This is a genomic window from Streptomyces sp. NPDC001351 (assembly GCF_042896045.1).
In the GTDB taxonomy this organism is placed as follows: domain Bacteria; phylum Actinomycetota; class Actinomycetes; order Streptomycetales; family Streptomycetaceae; genus Streptomyces.
Genome location: NZ_JBIAWS010000017.1, coordinates 204,274 through 220,719 on the forward strand (window position 1 = coordinate 204,274; position 16,446 = coordinate 220,719).

At 68.2% G+C, this 16,446-nt stretch carries 14 protein-coding genes; 4 read left to right on the plus strand and 10 right to left on the minus strand.

Going from position 1 to position 16,446, the window contains the following annotated elements:
* The 7 genes from ACFY1U_RS43065 to ACFY1U_RS43095 all read right to left on the minus strand — a co-directional run bounded on the left by ACFY1U_RS43065 (position 1) and on the right by ACFY1U_RS43095 (position 7,918).
* Positions 1-726, minus strand: a complete 726-nt coding sequence (locus ACFY1U_RS43065; protein ID WP_390699543.1) for a response regulator — start codon at positions 724-726, stop codon at positions 1-3.
* A complete protein-coding gene (locus ACFY1U_RS43070) occupies positions 723-2,609 on the minus strand; it encodes a PAS domain S-box protein (protein WP_390699544.1) in 1,887 nt (628 codons plus the stop codon). Before ACFY1U_RS43070 ends, ACFY1U_RS43065 begins: the two co-directional genes overlap by 4 nt.
* On the minus strand, positions 2,606-3,043 hold the full coding sequence (locus tag ACFY1U_RS43075; protein ID WP_390699545.1) for a hypothetical protein: 438 nt from the start codon (positions 3,041-3,043) through the stop codon (positions 2,606-2,608). The genes ACFY1U_RS43070 and ACFY1U_RS43075 overlap by 4 nt, the downstream gene beginning before the upstream one ends.
* Before the next feature lie 63 nt (positions 3,044-3,106).
* Positions 3,107-4,570, minus strand: coding sequence for a hypothetical protein (locus tag ACFY1U_RS43080; protein WP_390699546.1), 1,464 nt, complete (start codon positions 4,568-4,570; stop codon positions 3,107-3,109).
* A gap of 24 nt (positions 4,571-4,594) precedes the next feature.
* The gene (locus tag ACFY1U_RS43085) at positions 4,595-6,265 is read right to left on the minus strand and encodes an ArnT family glycosyltransferase (protein WP_390699547.1); all 1,671 of its coding nucleotides are present in this window, start codon (positions 6,263-6,265) and stop codon (positions 4,595-4,597) included.
* Positions 6,255-7,574, minus strand: coding sequence for a glycosyltransferase (locus ACFY1U_RS43090; RefSeq protein ID WP_390699548.1), 1,320 nt, complete (start codon positions 7,572-7,574; stop codon positions 6,255-6,257). The genes ACFY1U_RS43085 and ACFY1U_RS43090 overlap by 11 nt, the downstream gene beginning before the upstream one ends.
* Positions 7,547-7,918 carry a GtrA family protein gene (locus ACFY1U_RS43095; RefSeq protein ID WP_390699549.1) on the minus strand — a complete coding sequence of 124 codons (372 nt, stop codon included), beginning with the start codon at positions 7,916-7,918 and terminating at the stop codon, positions 7,547-7,549. The genes ACFY1U_RS43090 and ACFY1U_RS43095 overlap by 28 nt, the downstream gene beginning before the upstream one ends.
* Positions 7,919-8,362: 444 nt before the next feature.
* Between ACFY1U_RS43095 and ACFY1U_RS43100 the strand changes: the two genes are divergently transcribed.
* The 4 genes from ACFY1U_RS43100 to ACFY1U_RS43115 all read left to right on the plus strand — a co-directional run bounded on the left by ACFY1U_RS43100 (position 8,363) and on the right by ACFY1U_RS43115 (position 12,408).
* Entirely contained in the window at positions 8,363-9,511 is a 1,149-nt protein-coding gene (locus ACFY1U_RS43100; protein WP_390699550.1) for a S8 family serine peptidase, read from the plus strand.
* 125 nt (positions 9,512-9,636) lie between these two features.
* A complete protein-coding gene (locus tag ACFY1U_RS43105) occupies positions 9,637-10,584 on the plus strand; it encodes a glycoside hydrolase family 6 protein (RefSeq protein WP_390699551.1) in 948 nt (315 codons plus the stop codon).
* 205 nt (positions 10,585-10,789) lie between these two features.
* Entirely contained in the window at positions 10,790-11,143 is a 354-nt protein-coding gene (locus ACFY1U_RS43110; RefSeq protein ID WP_390699552.1) for a DNA-binding response regulator, read from the plus strand.
* Positions 11,140-12,408, plus strand: a complete 1,269-nt coding sequence (locus ACFY1U_RS43115; RefSeq protein WP_390699553.1) for a glycoside hydrolase family 5 protein — start codon at positions 11,140-11,142, stop codon at positions 12,406-12,408. Before ACFY1U_RS43110 ends, ACFY1U_RS43115 begins: the two co-directional genes overlap by 4 nt.
* 58 nt (positions 12,409-12,466) lie before the next feature.
* On the opposite strand, the gene ACFY1U_RS43120 is transcribed toward ACFY1U_RS43115, so the two are convergent.
* From ACFY1U_RS43120 to ACFY1U_RS43130, 3 genes are all read right to left on the minus strand, one after another.
* Entirely contained in the window at positions 12,467-14,320 is a 1,854-nt protein-coding gene (locus ACFY1U_RS43120) for a glycoside hydrolase family 15 protein (RefSeq protein ID WP_390699554.1), read from the minus strand.
* 315 nt (positions 14,321-14,635) lie between these two features.
* On the minus strand, positions 14,636-15,316 hold the full coding sequence (locus ACFY1U_RS43125; protein ID WP_390699555.1) for a response regulator: 681 nt from the start codon (positions 15,314-15,316) through the stop codon (positions 14,636-14,638).
* A 90-nt stretch (positions 15,317-15,406) separates the two neighbouring features.
* Positions 15,407-16,330: a phosphatase PAP2 family protein gene (locus tag ACFY1U_RS43130; protein WP_390699556.1), complete on the minus strand. Its 924-nt coding sequence runs from the start codon at positions 16,328-16,330 to the stop codon at positions 15,407-15,409.
* Positions 16,331-16,446 lie beyond the last annotated feature (116 nt).

Below are 16,446 nucleotides of genomic sequence, written 5' to 3' on the forward strand. Positions count from 1 at the left end.
TCACGATACGTCCGCCGCCGACGCCGCTCCGGGCTCGGGCGGGCCGGCCTGATCGGGCGTCACCGGGTGGAAGTCCCAGTCGGCGGCCTTGGCGACCGCCTCCAGCTGGGAACGTGCATCGAGCTTCTCGAGAATGCCGCGTACGTGGGTGCGTACGGTGGCGTAGCTGATGGTGAGACGGTCGGCGATGGCCCGGTTGTCCAGGCCCTGGGTCATCAGGGCGAGGATCTCCTGTTCCCGGCCGGTGAGGCTCTCCAGCCGCTCCGTCTGCTGCGCTGAGCGGCGGGCGCTCTCGCGGTGCCGGGCGAGGACCTCCATCAGGGTGCGGGCGGGGATCAAGGTCTCGCCGGCGGCCGCCGCGCGGATGGCTGTGGCGATCTCGTCCCCGCCGGCCGACTTGAGCAGGTATCCACTCGCACCCGCCTCGACCGCGGCCAGCAGGGCGGCATCGCTGGTGTCGGCGCTCAGGAAGACGACCACGACAGCCGGGTCCTGGGAGCGGATGCGGGCCGCCGCCTCGGCTCCCGTGCCGTCCGGCAGCCGGTAGTCGATGAGTGCCACCTGCGGGGAGAGTTCGACCGTCATCGGCACGGCTTCGGCGACCGAGTCGGCCCAGCCGACCACGGTCAGGTCGTCGTAATCGTCGAGCAGCGCCCACAGCCCCTCGGCGACGGCCCGGTGGTCCTCGACGAGCAATACGTTGATGAGCTCGGGCGGGCTGATCACGGCTCGGCATCCTTCAATGCGGACTCACCGCTGTTGTCCTCCGCCACGGACACCGTGAGCGGGACCCAGAACTCGACGGTGGTGCCGACCCCCGGTTGGCTCTCGACGCGGCTCCAGCCTCCCGCCATCTGGGCGCGTTCGTGGATGAGGGTGAGACCGAGGTGGCCCGGGCGGGACTCCACCTCCAGGGGGTCGTAGCCCACGCCGTCGTCGACGATCCGCATCAGGCAGCCGTCCTCCACGCCCAGCAGCTGCACGCGCACCATCTTGGCCTGGGCGTGTTTGCGCACGTTCATCAGGGCTTCCTGCGCCGTCCGGTAGACCAGCACCATGGTCTCGACGGGCAGGGTCTGCTCCAAGTGGTCCTCGAACTTGTAGTGCGTGCCGATCTCGGCGCGCATCCGGTCGAGGAAGGTCTGCAGTGCGGTGGCCAGGCTGCCGTGCTCCAGGCTGGAGGGCCGCAGGTCGAAGATGAGCTGACGCAGGCGGCTGAGGGAGAGTTTGAGAGTCTCGTCCAGCTTGTCCATCACCTGAACGTCCTTGGGGTCCGTGAGACGTTTGCGCAGCTGCTGCAGGCGCAGTCCTACGGCGGTGATGACCTGGATGGTGTCGTCGTGGATGTCGGCGGCGATGCGTTTGCGTTCTTCTTCCTGGGCGTGGATGAGGTGGCTGAGCAGAGCCTGCCGGTCCCGGTCGGTGCCCTCCAGCTGTTCCAGGCTGCGTTCCAGGACGAATTGGGCGCGTTGTACTTCGGTGATGTCCCTGACGGTCAGGACCGTGAACACGCCTTCGGTGCTGCGCAGCGGGCTGACGCTCACGTCAGCCGGGAACTGCTTGCCGTCCTGGCGTCGGCCGACCAGCTCCATGGTGTGTCCGGACGGCTCCTGGCGCGGGTCGCTCCAGTCCCGCAGTGAGACGGTCAGCGGCTGGTCGGGCAGCAGCGTCTCGAGTCGCAGGCTGAGCAACTGCTCGCGGCTGTAGCCGAACAGGGACTCGGCGCGAGCGCTGACCTGACGGATGCGGCCCTCGGGGTCCACGACCATCATCGCGTCCGGGGACGACTCGACGAGCTGACGCAGCCGGTCCCCGGTGGCGCCCGCCTCGCTGAGATCCATCACATACACCACGTACCGCGCGCGACCACCGCGCAGTCGGCCGCCGCCGACCTGGACAGGGAACTCGGAACCGTCCCTGCGCAGCCCCGCCGTCCGCCTGCCCGGAGTGAGCAACTGCTCGATGAGCCCTGTCTGTTCGGGCAGCAGGTCCGGCAGCCGCTTACCGCGCAGCTCGGTGGTGCTGTAGCCGAACATGCGTCGGGCCTGGGTGTTGGCAAGTTCAACGCGGTCCTGCGCCCCAGTGACCAGCACACCGCACGGCGCTTGCTCGAGCAGATGCAGACATGCGTTCTCATCGATGGGCACGACCGGACGCTCCGCCGGCATGTGCGGCAGCGGGAGGCGTCTGAGGGGCTTCAGGCAGACTTCGGCGAGCTCGGCCGACATGCTGAACTGGCCGCGGGCCGCACGGGTGATCGCCTCCAGGATCTCCGACGCCGGTGCGCCCTTGACCAGGTAGCCTGCGGCCCCGGCGGCCAGTATGCCCGTGACCGTCTCCCGGTCGGCGTACGCGGACAGTGCCAGAACTCTTGTCTCCGGTGCCCGTTCACGAAGGGTACGTACCGTCGTGGCGGCATCCCCTCTGGGCATCTGCACATCGAGGACCAGCACCCGGGGGCGCGTCTGAGTCGCCACCGAGACGGTCTGTGCGTGGTCGACGGCCAGACCTGCCAACTCGAAGGACGGCTGCGACTCGACCAGGTCCGCGAGCGCCTCCCGGACCCTCGCGTCGTTGTCGGCCACCATCACGGGGATACCGTGGTTCATGGCTGCCCGCTCCCTCCGAACACGGCGTCCGGCAGGTGGCGGGTGCGGAGCTGGTCGCGCCGGTGCACTCCCAGGAACGGCATGACGTCGGCAACGGGGGCGATCAGGACGTCGTAGTGGCCGCCGATCCGGTCACAGACCGCTATCGCCATCACCGCGTCCCACACGGCCGCCCAGAACGCCCAGTCGTGCCGATGGTGGGTCTGGGCCGCGTCCAGGGCGGCCCGGCGGGCCACTGACGCCGCCACGAGGATGCGGTAGCGCTCCTCGTCGGTAGTGGTGCGCCGAACCTCCGCCCAGGCCTCGGCACGGGTCTGACTGGAGGTCTGTCGCCACAGCGCGGCCACCCGGTCGATCTGCTCCGGCGTCAGGTCCTCGATGTGGGTGAGAAACTGCAGGACCCGTCGGCTGTTAGGGCCGAAGACGACGCTCATGACCTTCTCCTCGCATCTTCGTCACTGTGCGGGGCTCGGAGGACCGCTCCGTTCCGCCCGGCCTTACTGCCCCTGCCCCTGTCCCTGCCCCTGTCCTTGTCCTTGTCCCTGTCCCTGTCCCTGTTGGGCCTGGTTGACGCCCGCCTTGGCCTTGCCACCGCTCTTGTCCCCGACGAGCAGGAAGGCCACGCCGCCCTCGTCCGCCTTGGTGATCGGGTAGGAGCCGACAGCCTCCGCCGCTCCTTGGCCGTCGACCTTGAAGGTCGTGATCTTCTTCGCGTTGCCGTTCGGGCCGCCGGCGTAGAGGGTCACGGTCTCGTTCGGGGCGAACCCGGCGACGTAGAAGCTCACCGACGTACCGGCCTTGCCCGAGTACGTGCTCGGCTCGGCGGTCGGCGTGTAGGGCAGTACGTCGAAGCCCGCACGGACCACGGACCGGGTCCGGTCGCCGATCGCGGCGAGGCTCTGCGCACCCTCCAGACCGAACGGGACGTTGAAGGACACGGCCCCGACATTGCCGTTGGCGTCGGCGTTCGCGGTGAACGCCGGGACTCCGCTGGCGGCGTTGACGTAGAAGAGTACGCGCTCGTCCGGGGCGAATCCGCTGGCCGACACGCTGATCTGCTGCCCCGCTTTCAGTGCATACGGCGAGGACTTGAGCGTCGGGTACAAGCCCAGTATCTGGAAGGGGGCGGTGGCCGTGGTCTTGCTCTTCTCACCGACCAGGATCAGGGTGCTGGCGCCGGTCGGGGCGACGCCGACCTTGACGTCCGCGCGGCCGATGCCGCCGGAGCCGTCGGCGGTCAGAACGGCGTCCGGGGTACCGCCCACCCGGCCCCAGAACACGTCGATCCGCTCCCCGGCCCCGAAGCCCTGGACGCTGAGCGACACCGAGGCGCCGGGCTTGCCGACCCCCTTGCTGATCTTCACGGAGCCGACCACGCCACCCGAGACCAGCTGGGCCTCGGCCGCCTTGTCGCCGCCGCGCTGCTGCGCGACCAGAGTGGCGCCCTTGTTGACGTCCTCCGGCACGGTGATCTGCGCATTGATCGACCCGGTCTTGTCTGTCTTCGCCGTCCCCACGGACTTGCCCTCGGTCTGCTTCGGCGCGGTCTTCAGCAGCAGGTCCACGGCGGACCCGGCGTCGAAGCCGGTGCCCTCGACCGTGGCCTTGCCGCCCGGGGTGACCAGGCCGGGGTTGACCACGATGATCGGCCCGGACGCGCGGGGGATCTTCTGCTGCCCCAGGTGGACCGTCTTCGGCTTCTGGGTGGGCGTCTCTATTTCCTTCGGTGCGCTCTTCTTGTTCTCGGACTTGCCGCCGGTGGTGTTCAGCGCGCCGCCGAATCCGCCGCTCTTCGCGATCACTTGGACGAGGGAGCCGACGACCACGAAGGCTATGGCGATCATCAGGACCTTCTTCCAGGTGAATCGCCTCTTCTGCTGCTCGCCCTCGGGACGGGACTGCCCGGTGTTCGTGGAGCTCTCGGGTATGTCCTTTCCCCCCTTCTCAGGGTTCACGGGCATGTCGGTCACCTCCTTCGCCCGGGACTAACCGACCCGGTAGATCTGCAGCTTGATGTCGCCCTGGCTGGTCTCCCAGACCTTCGTCGAGTGCTTCAGGGCGGTCAGGATCCAGTTCTCGCGGCCGTCGCCGTTGTTGCCCTCCATGGATTGCAGCATCTTGTTCGACATGACGATGTAGTCGACGTTCTGCCAGTTCTTGCCGAAGAGCTTGTCGCGCACGTCCGGGTCGGAGGATGCGTTCCAGTGGGAGTGCGCGTACGGGTAGAAGGGGCGGACGTCGTGGAGGTCGCTCCACAGGTCGTCGTCCATGATGATCCGCGCGTCGGCCGGGACGTTCTTCCGTATCCAGGCGACCTGCTGCTCTTGCATGCGCGTCAGGTTCAGCCTGGGCTGGTACTGGTCCGCGATCGCCACGTGTCCCTCTGTGTTGACCGTCAGGAGGTAGTGGGTCGCCGGTATGAGCAGGAGCATGGCTCCGGCCGTGGCGAGCACCACGATCCTCAGCCGGGTCCGTAGCCGGTCGAGCAGCCGATCGCCCACCATGCCGATACTCATCGCGAGCAGCGGGACCATCGGAGCGATGTAGAAGTCCAGCAGCACGCTGCCGCGCACGATATAGAAGGCGTAGGCGAGCGCCATCGTGCCGACGACCAGGAAGCCGATGTTTTTCTGCCGGTCTTTGAAACCCCAGTACAGGGCGGCCACCATGGCGAGCAGACCGAACAGCAGGAACAGCCCGTCCTTGGGGATCCAGCTGGTGTACAGGAAGCTGCCCGAGCTGAGCGGGGAGCCCTGGTTGCGGTTGAGCTGCCACCAGAGGGTATACAGCAGTGACACGTGGTCGGCCGGTGGGTTGCTCAGGTCGAAGTCGAAGCCAGTGGGCAGCAACTCGTTCTTCAGCACTGCGTACAGGACATAGGCACCCACCGGGATCGCCGTCGCAAACGGCCACAGTGATGTGGCGAACCGGCGCTGGGTGGAGCCCTTCACCCTCCGCTGCAGCAGATACACCAGGCTGGGCACGAAGAACAACGCGTTCTCCTTGGTGATCAGGGCGATCCCCAACGCCGCACCGGCCCCCAGCGCATGACGGACCCTCAAATCCCGGCAGAGCAGCAGGTACAGGCTCAGCAGCACCCAGAACATCATCAAGTTGTCCAGCAGGACCTGCCGCTGGTAGTAGACGGCGAGCGGCGAGACGTTGTAGAAGAACGCCGCCACCGAGGCGGCCAGGACGCTGCCGGACAGCCTCCGCACGATCTCGAAGAGCAGCGCCACGCTGGCCAGGTGCACCAGCAGCATCAGAAACCGGCCGGTGTTGACCGCGTTGCCGAAGGTCTCGAACTGGTTCGGCAGCGGGAAGGCCCAGCCGGCGAGCTGGATCCAGCCGCCCGGTGCGTGGTCGTAGTCATAGGTGTACGGCGACAGGCTGGTCCGCCGGACCAGCGACCACGCCCGCTGCATGTAGATGCCTTCGTCGGTGAGGTACAGCGGGTACTGGAACAGGTGCCAGCCGTGCGTGAGGAGCCCCGTGAGCACGGCGGCACCCAACGCGCTGCCTCCGCGTCGCCCCAGCCGGGGGAACTCCCCCGCCGTGGCGGCCGACTGCGGTTTCGGCTCGACGGGCGACGGGGACTGTCCGGCCGGCTCCTCGTCGTGGATCACCACCAGCCGCGGCCTCGTCTCACGCGACATGGGAGTTCGCCTCCGACGCCTGGGTCCGGTGGGCGCCGACGTGCTGGGTCTTCTCCCAGTCGTTGCGGCCGGTCATCTGACGCCGCATGGCGCGAAGCGCGGCATAGGCAAGGACGAGTTGGAACGGGTACCAGGCGATGGCCATGCGCAGGACAGCCTTCGGGCTGGCTTGCAGTCCGTGGGCGTCGGTGAACTCGTACAGGCCCACCGCCTGTGTCACGAAGTGCGCCATCAGCATGAGCACGGGCAGCCAGGAGATGAGCGCAACCAGCACCGGCACCTTGAGGAAGAACATCATGCCCAGGGAGACCAGAAGATACATGCCCAGCAGCGCCTGTCCATGCGGGAACGCCAGCACGTAGAAGGCCAGCCACCGCTGCTTGCGGGTGGGCATCTGCTTCCAGGTGCCCTTGCTCAGAGTCTGCATGAACCCCTGGCTCCAGCGGGTGCGCTGCCGCATGAAGTGTCCGAGCGTCGGCGGGGTCTCCTCCTTTGTCACGTACCGGTCGTCGTAGACCACCCGCACCCGCTCCCCCGCGGCCGACACCCGAAGACCGAGGTCCGCGTCCTCGGTGAGATTGTGCTCGTCCCAGCCACCCAGGCGCACCAGCAACTCACGCTTGAAGAACACCGTGTTGCCGCCGAGCGGGATGGCCCCCTCAAGGGCGTGGTAATGCAGACGGCTCTTGAACCAGAAGAAGTACTCCAGGACGTTCAGCGCGGAATACCAGGTGGACTGGTAGTTCATCAACTGCACGCCGGACTGGACCACGTTGACCTCGTCCTGGACCATCACCGTGTTCACCAGATCAAAGATCGCGGGATGGATGTCGTCCTCCGCGTCGAAGATGGTCACCACATCACAACTGGTGTGCGGCAGAGCGGCGTTCAGCCCGTGCGGTTTGTTGATGGGCTTGTCGTCGAAGACGACGACCTCGACGTTGTGCATGCCCTCATGGGCGAGTTCGGCGATCTTCTCGTCGGCCTTGGCGATCGTGCCGGCATCGTCCGCCGAGCAGATCACGAAGACCTCCAGCAGCTCAGGGGGGTAGTCGGCGCGCACCACACGCTCGATGGTGGTCTGGATGACGTCCTCTTCGTGCCGGGCCGGCAGCATCACACTGAAGGACAGCTGCGGCGGCAGGAAGGCGTCGGGCGCCTTCGCCTTCCGTTCGGCGTCCGGCTGGTCCCAGGTGTAGAGCATCAGATACAGCACGTGTGCCGACTGGGCGCTGAGCAGAAGGGACACCAGGACCAGTCCGGCGTACAGGAGGAGCGCCATCAGCTGCTCCTCGGGTTCCAGCCCCACACCCACAGTGCACTGGAGGCGTAGTTGACCGCGAAGGCGGCACCGATGGCGAGGAGGTTCGCCACCACGAAGGCGACTCCGCCGCGCACCAGGACCCACAGCAGCAGCACGTTGACCACAAGACCGCCGAGCATGGACACGTTGAATTTCACGAACCGCCGCATCGACAGGGCGTGCGTGGCGAAGGTAAACCGGTCGTTGAGTACGTAATTGTTGACCACAGCCAGTTCCACGGCCATGGCCGAGGCCGCCATGAGCGGCACCCGCAGGAGTAGGTGCAGGACGGACAGAGCCGCCGTGTTCACGACCACGCCCGTCGCCCCGACTGCCGCGAACAGCAGCATCCGGCCGGCAAGGTGTCCTCTCGCCCAGTCACCGCGCGCTGTGAATGTGGCAGGATGCCCTGAGGACTGCGGGGGGTCCTGCGGGCTCTCGCCGCGTACGGGTGCCGTCCGAATTCGGTGCATCGCGGATCCTCCCAGCGCGAGAAACGCCCCGGCCCTGTCAACAGGACCTCACCGTTCAGACTGCGCTTGTTGGTAGCCGCAGACATCACGCGAATTCGTGAGCGCGGCTCCCACCTTCGGGGGAGGTCTCCTGCACCCCCAAATGGGGGATAGCCCCTCCGCTGGGCCGATGCGCGGGGCGCCTCCCCCGAAGGGGGGATCCCCCTCTCCCCTATTGGCGGGTACTACGCCCTGCACGGCCAGCAGAGCATGAGGAGTCCGGGCCTCTTCCCGTAGAGGCGGCTCACGTCGCATCCAACCAAGGGGTTAGGAGGCGTCACCATGCCAGGTCCCACCACTGCGGGCGTGTTCGCCGGGCGCGCCCTCGTCGGCGCTGCGGCCCTCGCGCTCACTGTCGCGGCGTCGGTCACCACGCATCCGGCCGGCTACCGCGCGGCTCCTGCCGGTTCGGGGTCGCTGCGGGGGTCGGAGTGGGCGCTGTCCGCGCTCAGGGCCGACCAGGACTGGGAGAGCAGCCAGGGGCAGGGCGTGACCGTCGCGGTGATCGGCACCGGAGTCGACGCCTCCCATCCCGACCTCAAGGGACGCGTCGTCAAGGGCGCAGATCTCGCGGACTACGCGACCGGCAACGGCACCCGCGATCAGGGCATGGCGGAAGTACAGGGCACCCACGTGGCCGGCATCATCGCCGGAACCGGCCGCAACTACAGCGGCGACGGCATGTACGGCCTGGCTCCTCAGGCTCGGATACTTCCCGTGCGGGTCTACCGGAACGACGCCCCGGTGGCCGCGGCGACCGCTGCGGGAATCAGATACGCGGCCCGCCAGGGAGCGAAGGTCATCGACGTCGCCGTGTCCTTTCCCCGGCCCAGCGAGGAGCTCAGGTCGGCGATCGAGTACGCGGCCCAGAGCGACGCCCTGGTAGTGGCCGGCGCGGGCGACGACGGCAGGACCGGGAACGCCGCGTCCTACCCCGCCGCCTACCCCGGAGTGGTCGCGGTCGCGGCCAGCGACAAGCGGGGCGACGTCTGGCCGGATTCCCACTACGGCCGGGATGTGGCCCTGACCGCACCGGGCGTCGACATCCTCACCACGGCCCGGAACGAGGACTACTGGACGGGCTCCAGCTCGGCGTACGCGGCGTCCTGGGTCGCTGCCTCCGCCGCGCTGGTGCGCGGCGAACATCCTCGCTGGAACGTGGCCCAGGTCATCCAGAGACTGACCGACACGGCGGACCGAAAGGCACCTCCCCGCTACGACGTCCACCACGGCTACGGGGTTGTCGACCCGGCGAAGGCACTGGCCGGCCGCGCTTCCTCGCAGGCGGACACCCAGAACCGCATCACCACCCGGTCCTCGGACACCGGCCCGGCGTTGGTGGTGGCGGCCGTGACCGGCACACTCCTTGTGCTGACCGTCATCGCATGGCTCCTGATCCGACGCCGCATCACCCCGTCGGACGACGACTGACGGCGGGCCGCTTGAACGCCCCCGCCCCTGATCGCGCGCGCCCCGAAACACCGGCCCCGGGGCGCGCGCAGCCGCGTCCATGGAGACTGCGCCTGGCGGCGCTGCTGTCCGCTCTCGGGCTTCTCATGGCCGTCGGCACGGGGGTGACGAACGCCCGGTTTCTCGCGGACGTGAATCACCGCAGCGCCGCGCCTCTGGCGGACCCACCTTTCCCCGCCACAACCGTCCTGTACACCGCCCCCGACGCCCCGGCCGCCCTGTGGGTACGCGACCACCCCCGGGCCTCCTGGGCAGCGGTCATCGCCGGGCGCATCGCCTCGCGGCCGCAGGCGGTCTGGTTCACCGACCCCGATCCGATGAAGGTCGCGGGCCAGGTGCACACTTTGGTCGACGCCGCGCGGGCGCAGCACACGCTGCCCGTGCTCGTCACATACGCCGTACCCCGCCGCGACTGCTCCGGACACAGCACGGGCGGCACCGGCGACCTCGCCACCTACCGCACCTGGATCGAGAGCTTCGCCCGGGGCATCGGCCCGGCTCAGGCACTGGTGATCCTCGAACCGGACGCCCTTGGGCTCGCCGACTGCCTCAGCCCCCCGGAGCGGCGCGACCGCTTCACGGCCCTCTCCGAAGCGGGCCGTGCACTGCGCCTGGACGCCCCCCATTCCCGGGTCTACTACGACGCGGGCAATTCCGGCTGGCACCCCGCCGGGACCATGGCGGATCGCCTCCGGCGCGCCGGTGCCACCCGGTACGCGGACGGCATCGCCCTGAACGTGTCCAACTTCAACAGGACCCATGACGAGGTCCGCTACGGCCGCTCCGTCATCCGGAAGCTGGGCAACTCCCGACTGGGCATGGTGATCGACACCAGCCGAAACGGCGCCGGCCCGGCCCGGGGCCACCGTGCCTGCGATCCACCGGGCCGACGGCTGGGACACACCCCGACCCTCGACACGGGCGTCTACGGCGTCGATGCCTATCTGTGGGTGAAGCCGCCCGGCCAGGCCGACGGCTGTGCAGCGACAGCGGGGACCTTCGACGCGCAGTACGCCTACCGCCTGACCCGATGACGCCGCTGCAGCCTCATCTCCTTACGCACTCCATATAAGGGAAATAACCTACCAAACGGCCGAATTCGGTCTACCTCAATCGAGGTAGACCGAATTCGGCCGTTTGGTGTGCGCGGAATTCGGTCGCCCGTACGACGATTCGATCGCGGCTCCTTTTCTAATCTCGTGGGCACGGCAGCAAAAAGCCCTAAGGAGTCCGCCGCCCATGAAAAGAGTTCTCGTCGTGGAGCCACACCCGCAGGTACGGGCGGCTCTCGCTGACCTCGTAGAGGACGAGCCCGGTTATGAACTCGCGGGCGCCGTGGCCACCGCAGCCGAAGCGACATTGCTGGTCGGCGCGGTGATCCCGGACGTGGTTCTGATCGACGCGGACACACCGGACCGGCGGTCCGGACAGTTCGGCCGTCAGCTCGGCGAACTCCTTCCCATGGCTCTGCTCGTCCTTCTCTTCGCAGCAACCGAACCACAAATGGAGTGCCCGGAATCGCCGGCGAAAACACCCCACATCAGCATCCTCAAGACCGCCGCACTCGAATTCCTCAGGAGTCTCAGCGCATGAATTCCACCTTTGAGAACCACCCGGACTCGACCCCGTCCACGCCTGCCAAGAGGCGAGGCCTCAGCCGACGTCGGCTGGTGCTCGGTGCCGCAGGAGCGGCCGTCGCGATCGCCGCGGTCGGCGGTGCCGTCACCGCGCTCACGGTGAACAACGCGGACGCCTCCGACAAGGGCAGTGCCGTACGCGGCCCGCTGCACACCCAGGGTGGCGACATCGTGGATGCGAGCGGCAGGAAGGTGGTCATGACCGGCGTCAACTGGTTCGGCATGGAGACCGGCACCTTCGCACCGCACGGCCTGTGGAAGCGCAACCTCGACTCCATGGTCGAGCAGATGGTCGACACCGGGTTCAACACGCTCCGGCTCCCGTACTCGAACGAATTGTTCGACGCGAGCAGCAAGCCGAATGGCATCGACTACAAGAAGAACCCCGACCTCAAGGGCCTCAACGGCCTCCAGATCATGGACAAGGTCGTCCAGAGCGCCACCAAGCACGGACTGATGGTCATCCTCGACCAGCACCGCCCTGACCAGTACGGGCAGAGTGAGCTCTGGTACACCGAGAAGCTTCCCGAGAGCAAGTGGCTGTCGGACTGGAAGATGCTCGCCGAGCGGTACAAGGGAAACAACAAGGTCATCGGCGCCGACCTGCACAACGAGCCGCGCGGCCAGGCCACCTGGGGCGACGGAAATGCCAAGACCGACTGGAAGATGGCCGCTGAGAAGGCCGGCAACACCATTCACTCGGTCAACAAGAACTGGCTGATCTTCGTCGAGGGCAACGACAAGTACAAGGACGAGTCGACCTGGTGGGGCGGCGAGCTGCGGGGCGCCAAGGAGCACCCGGTCAAGCTCAAGGAGGCCAACAAGGTCGTGTACTCCGCGCACGACTACGGGCCCGGTGTCTACAACCAGAACTGGTTCATGGACAAGAACTTCCCCAACAACATGCCCGCCTTCTGGGACAAGCACTGGGGCTACCTGAAGAAGTCCGGCACGGCTCCCGTGTGGCTCGGTGAGTTCGGCGGCAAGCACAGCACCGGCAACAACACCGAGGCCGTGTGGCAGAAGAGCCTGATGCAGTACCTGAAGAAGAACGGCATCAGCTACACCTACTGGTGCTGGAACCCCGACTCCGGTGACACCGGCGGCGTCCTCAAGAACGACTGGACGACCGTGGACCAGGGCAAGAAGGCTCTGGTCTCGATGTACCAGGCCCCGCTGCCGGGGGCGAAGAACAAGGGGACGCAAGAGGCAGCGAAGTAGTCCCACGGACCGCGACGAGCGGCACCCGGAGGCCGCGGACGACGACGTCCGCGGCCTCTCAGCCGTGCACCGCGGCCTCCGCACGCCCGATCGCCCAGGCCGCGTTGACCAGGCCGATGTGGCTGAGTGCCTGCGGGAAGTTGCCCAGCAACCGGCCTCCCATCGGGTCCACTTCCTCCGCCAGCAGCCCGACGTCGTTGGCACACGCGGCTGTCCTCTCGAAGACTTCCCGGGCCTCGCTGACCTCCCCCATCAGGGCAAGCGCGTGGGCGAGCCAGAAGGAGCACATGAGGAAGGCGCCCTCCTCGCCCACCAGTCCGTCATCGACCCGCTCATAGCGGTGGACCAGGCCGCTCGGACCGGTCAGCCGCTCCCGTACGGCGACGACCGTGGCCCGCGCCCGGGGATCGTCCGGCGCGGTGAACCCGGTGATCGGCAGCATCAGCGCGGAGGCATCCAGCAGATCGGACCCGAACGTCTGGCTGTAGGCCCCTGCGCGCCTGCTCCAGCCCTGTTCCTCGATCGCCGCCCGGATCACGGCGCGGGCAGACCTCCAGGCGGGCACCTGGGCGGCGGCATCAAGCTCGTCCGCCAGCGCGATGGCCCGATCCAGCGCCACCCAGCACATGAGCTTGGAGTAGACGAAGTGCTGCGGGCGTCCGCGGACTTCCCAGATACTGTGATCCGGTTCTGACCAGTGGGCCGCTGCGGCGTCGGCCAGACTGATCAGGAACCGCCGGCTGTGCCCGTCCAGCCGGCTCAACCGGCCGCGCAGCAGATGCGCGGCGTCCAGCAACTCACCGTAGATGTCGAGTTGGCGCTGCCGCCACGCGTCGTTGCCTATGCGCACGGGCCAGCTGCCGCCCCACCCGGTCAGATGGCCCAGCGTGTGCTCGGTCAGCTCCCGCTCGCCGCCCACCCCGTAGAGCACCTGCAGCTGCTGGCCGTCGGCAGGCCCCTCGGCGGAGACGGTCCGCGCCATCCAGGAGAAGAACGCCTCCGCCTCACCCGGGCAGGCGGCGACCGACAGGGCGTGCAGGGTGAAGGAGGCGTCCCGCACCCACGAGAACCGGTAGTCCCAGTTGCGCTCGCCGCCCACGGCCTCCGGCAGTGATGTCGTGGGCGCCGCCACCACAGCGCCGGTCGGCGCGAACGTCAGCGCCTGAAGCACCCGGCCGCTGAGGTGCACCGCGTCCCGCCAGGGCCCTTCGTACCGCTGGTTCAACGCCGCCCAGGACTGCCAGGCATCCAAGGTGGTGGACAGGGCCGCCTCGATGTCAGCCTGTGTCCACGCGTGGGGGTGGCTGCCGACCGGCACGTACTGCAGAGCGAAACCCACCCGCTCCCCGGCGCTCAGCACCACCTGCCCGCGGGCCGTGGCCCGCCCCTCGATGCGCACCGGTGAGGACAACAGCAGCGATCCGGAGCCGAACGGGCACAGCAGCCCTCCATCGGACGGCACCAGCGTCGACCGGATCGAACCGTATTCCGGTCTCGGGGCGTACTCCACCGCCACCCTGGCCGATCCCTGCGTGCACTCCACCACACGCAACAGGGCGTGGGGCACCTCGCGACCGAGGACCCGGCCGGTCACGTTCGGGCCCACCGCCAGCGCGTCGGTCAGCTGCACGGTTCCCGTGTCGGTGCGGAACTCGGTGCGCAGCACCATCGTCGTGTCCATGTACGCCCGGTGCGCGCTGAAGACACCGGCCGGTCGGATCCACCAGTGCCCGGCGGAACCGTCCAGCAGCCGCGCGAACACGGAGGCAGAGTCGAAGCGGGGAAAACACAGCCAGTCCACCGACCCGTCTCGGGCCACGAGCGCGGAGCCCTGGCAGTCCGACAGGAGCGCGTAGTCCGCTATCGGCCGGGCCTCACTACCCACCGCCGCAACGGGGATGGGCGAGCGCACAGGATGACCGTTCATCACGGGGCTCGGTGAGACTACTGCGGGAGCGGGGACCCACGCCCGTCCGGGGATCTCAGTCACGGCATCTCCCTGAATGCGAAGTGACACCGGCCCGAACGAATGGGAAACCCGTTCCATAGCGAGCGCATTCCATCGCCTGAGCCCCGACAGGGACACGTGAGCAACGGCTTCCGGAGATCTTTGCGGTGCGGACACGCCGAGTCGTGACGGCTGTCGTGGGCAGTGCCGTGCCGGGAGGAGAAGGTGTCCCGACGGCGATGGTCCGACGGCCGAGGTGCGCTCAAAGAAGGGAAGTCGTCACGCCGACCACTGGTACTCGTCACTCGAGACGATGCCACTGGCGAGTTCACCGGACGGCACCAATCCCAGCCGCAGGGCATGCGCGACCGCCTGCGTGCGGCTGTGCACCCCGAGCTTGTCGAAGATGTGGCTCACGTACGTCTTCACTGTCTGCTGCCCGATGCGCAGCTCGCGCGCGATTTCCTTGTTCGCCTTGCCATGGGTGAGCATGACAAGGACCTCCGACTCGCGTTCGGTGAGCCGCTCCGGCCGGGTCCGGTCCGTGACCTGGTCGACCAGCCGGGCCACGGCAACGCTGGAGACGTACGTCCGCCCGGCGGCCGCGGCCTTGACCGCGTGACGCAACTCGTCGGCCTCCGCGTTCTTCAGCAGAAAGCCCGTCGCGCCCGCCTGCACCGCGGCCATCACCGCGCCCCCGTCGCACGCGCTCGTCAGTGCCACGACCCTGACCTCGGGCAGCTCTCTGCGGATCTGCTCCGTGGCCTCGATGCCGTCCATGACCGGCATCATCAGGTCCATCAGCACCACATCCGGGTTGATTTCCCGGGCCAGCCGCACGGCCTCCCGGCCGTTGGTCGTCTCACCAGCCACCGCGATATCGCCGTCAACGCTCAGGAAGTCACGCAGGCCTTGCCGGACCACCGCGTGGTCCTCCGCAATCAGAACATGCACTACCACGGGTGATCTCCGTTGTCGAGCACCAGCTAGGCGCCCACCGATGCGCGGTACGCACCTCAAGGCCGATGCAGGCGGCATCGCCCCAGGTGTTCATTCCATGACCTCAGGTCGCAGGGAACATAAAGGGGCATTCTGTGACAAACAGGGAACCCGCGGCGGCCCTCGCTCATTCCATACTCTCGGATGGAAACCGTTCGCTGTCGTCACGGGGTTCACCTGCGGCGACATGGACGCACGGAGCACTGATCGCGACGTGACCGCCCCGAGGGCGCAGGGCGACCCTGCAATCGTCGACCCGCACCGCCCGTGACGCCGACGGCGCCCCGGCACCCCGCTGACGCCACCGGTCCGCAGGTGCCCACACAGCCCCCGGCCCCATACGGTCACCCGCTCGGCGAACCGCTCGCAGCTCGGCAGAGCCAACAGCACCAGCGCCCCGGCAGCCCAGCCGCCCAGCGCGTCGGTGAACCAGTGATAGCCCAGGTAGACGGTGGTCAGGCCGACCACCAGCGCGGCCAGGGCGGCCAGCACCCCCGCCGCCCGGCGGTGACGAGGGGCGAGGTGCGCGAGCGTCCCCCAGATGACGACGCTGTTGGCCGCGTGACCGGACGGGAAGATGTCACCGCCCCGGAACAGCTCGGCGGACCCGATGGTGTCCGCGTAGCTGGGCCCCAGACGGCCGGCGCCCAGCTTGACCGCACCCACGCTCACGTTGAGCAGCGCCAGCGCCGCGAGGAAGACCAGCAGGGGGCGCGGATCGCGGCCGCGCCAGGAGCGCCACCCCAGCCATGACAACGCCACCGCCACGGTCGGCCCCCGCTGCCCCGCGACAACCAGGACGTCCAGCGCCCCCTGCAGCTGCGGCCACTGCCTGGACGGCCGCCACATGGCCACCCGCCAGTCGAAATCCAGCAGAGGGGAACGGGTGAGCACCATGGTGAAGACGGCCACGTATGCCCCGGCCACCAGAACGACGAGACTCGCTCGCCTCGTCGGTAGAGCCATGATGCTCATGTCGCACTCCCGGCTCCCTCGGGAACTCTGACCGCGCGACCTCGACCCGGTTCAGAATTGCGACGTCTCCCGACGCAGCCGCATACCGAGGGGAAACCCGAACCGTTTCGCCCAAG

What these genes read in the sequence shown, in the direction of transcription:
- ACFY1U_RS43070 (WP_390699544.1), bottom strand. Translation starts at nt 2,609, where the DNA reads ATGAACCACGGTATCCCCGTGATGGTGGCCGACAACGACGCGAGGGTC.
- ACFY1U_RS43075 (WP_390699545.1), bottom strand. Translation starts at nt 3,043, where the DNA reads ATGAGCGTCGTCTTCGGCCCTAACAGCCGACGGGTCCTGCAGTTTCTC.
- ACFY1U_RS43080 (WP_390699546.1), bottom strand. Translation starts at nt 4,570, where the DNA reads ATGCCCGTGAACCCTGAGAAGGGGGGAAAGGACATACCCGAGAGCTCC.
- ACFY1U_RS43085 (WP_390699547.1), bottom strand. Translation starts at nt 6,265, where the DNA reads ATGTCGCGTGAGACGAGGCCGCGGCTGGTGGTGATCCACGACGAGGAG.
- ACFY1U_RS43095 (WP_390699549.1), bottom strand. Translation starts at nt 7,918, where the DNA reads ATGCTGCTGTTCGCGGCAGTCGGGGCGACGGGCGTGGTCGTGAACACG.
- ACFY1U_RS43100 (WP_390699550.1), top strand. Translation starts at nt 8,363, where the DNA reads ATGCCAGGTCCCACCACTGCGGGCGTGTTCGCCGGGCGCGCCCTCGTC.
- ACFY1U_RS43105 (WP_390699551.1), top strand. Translation starts at nt 9,637, where the DNA reads ATGGCCGTCGGCACGGGGGTGACGAACGCCCGGTTTCTCGCGGACGTG.
- ACFY1U_RS43110 (WP_390699552.1), top strand. Translation starts at nt 10,790, where the DNA reads ATGAAAAGAGTTCTCGTCGTGGAGCCACACCCGCAGGTACGGGCGGCT.
- ACFY1U_RS43115 (WP_390699553.1), top strand. Translation starts at nt 11,140, where the DNA reads ATGAATTCCACCTTTGAGAACCACCCGGACTCGACCCCGTCCACGCCT.
- ACFY1U_RS43130 (WP_390699556.1), bottom strand. Translation starts at nt 16,330, where the DNA reads ATGAGCATCATGGCTCTACCGACGAGGCGAGCGAGTCTCGTCGTTCTG.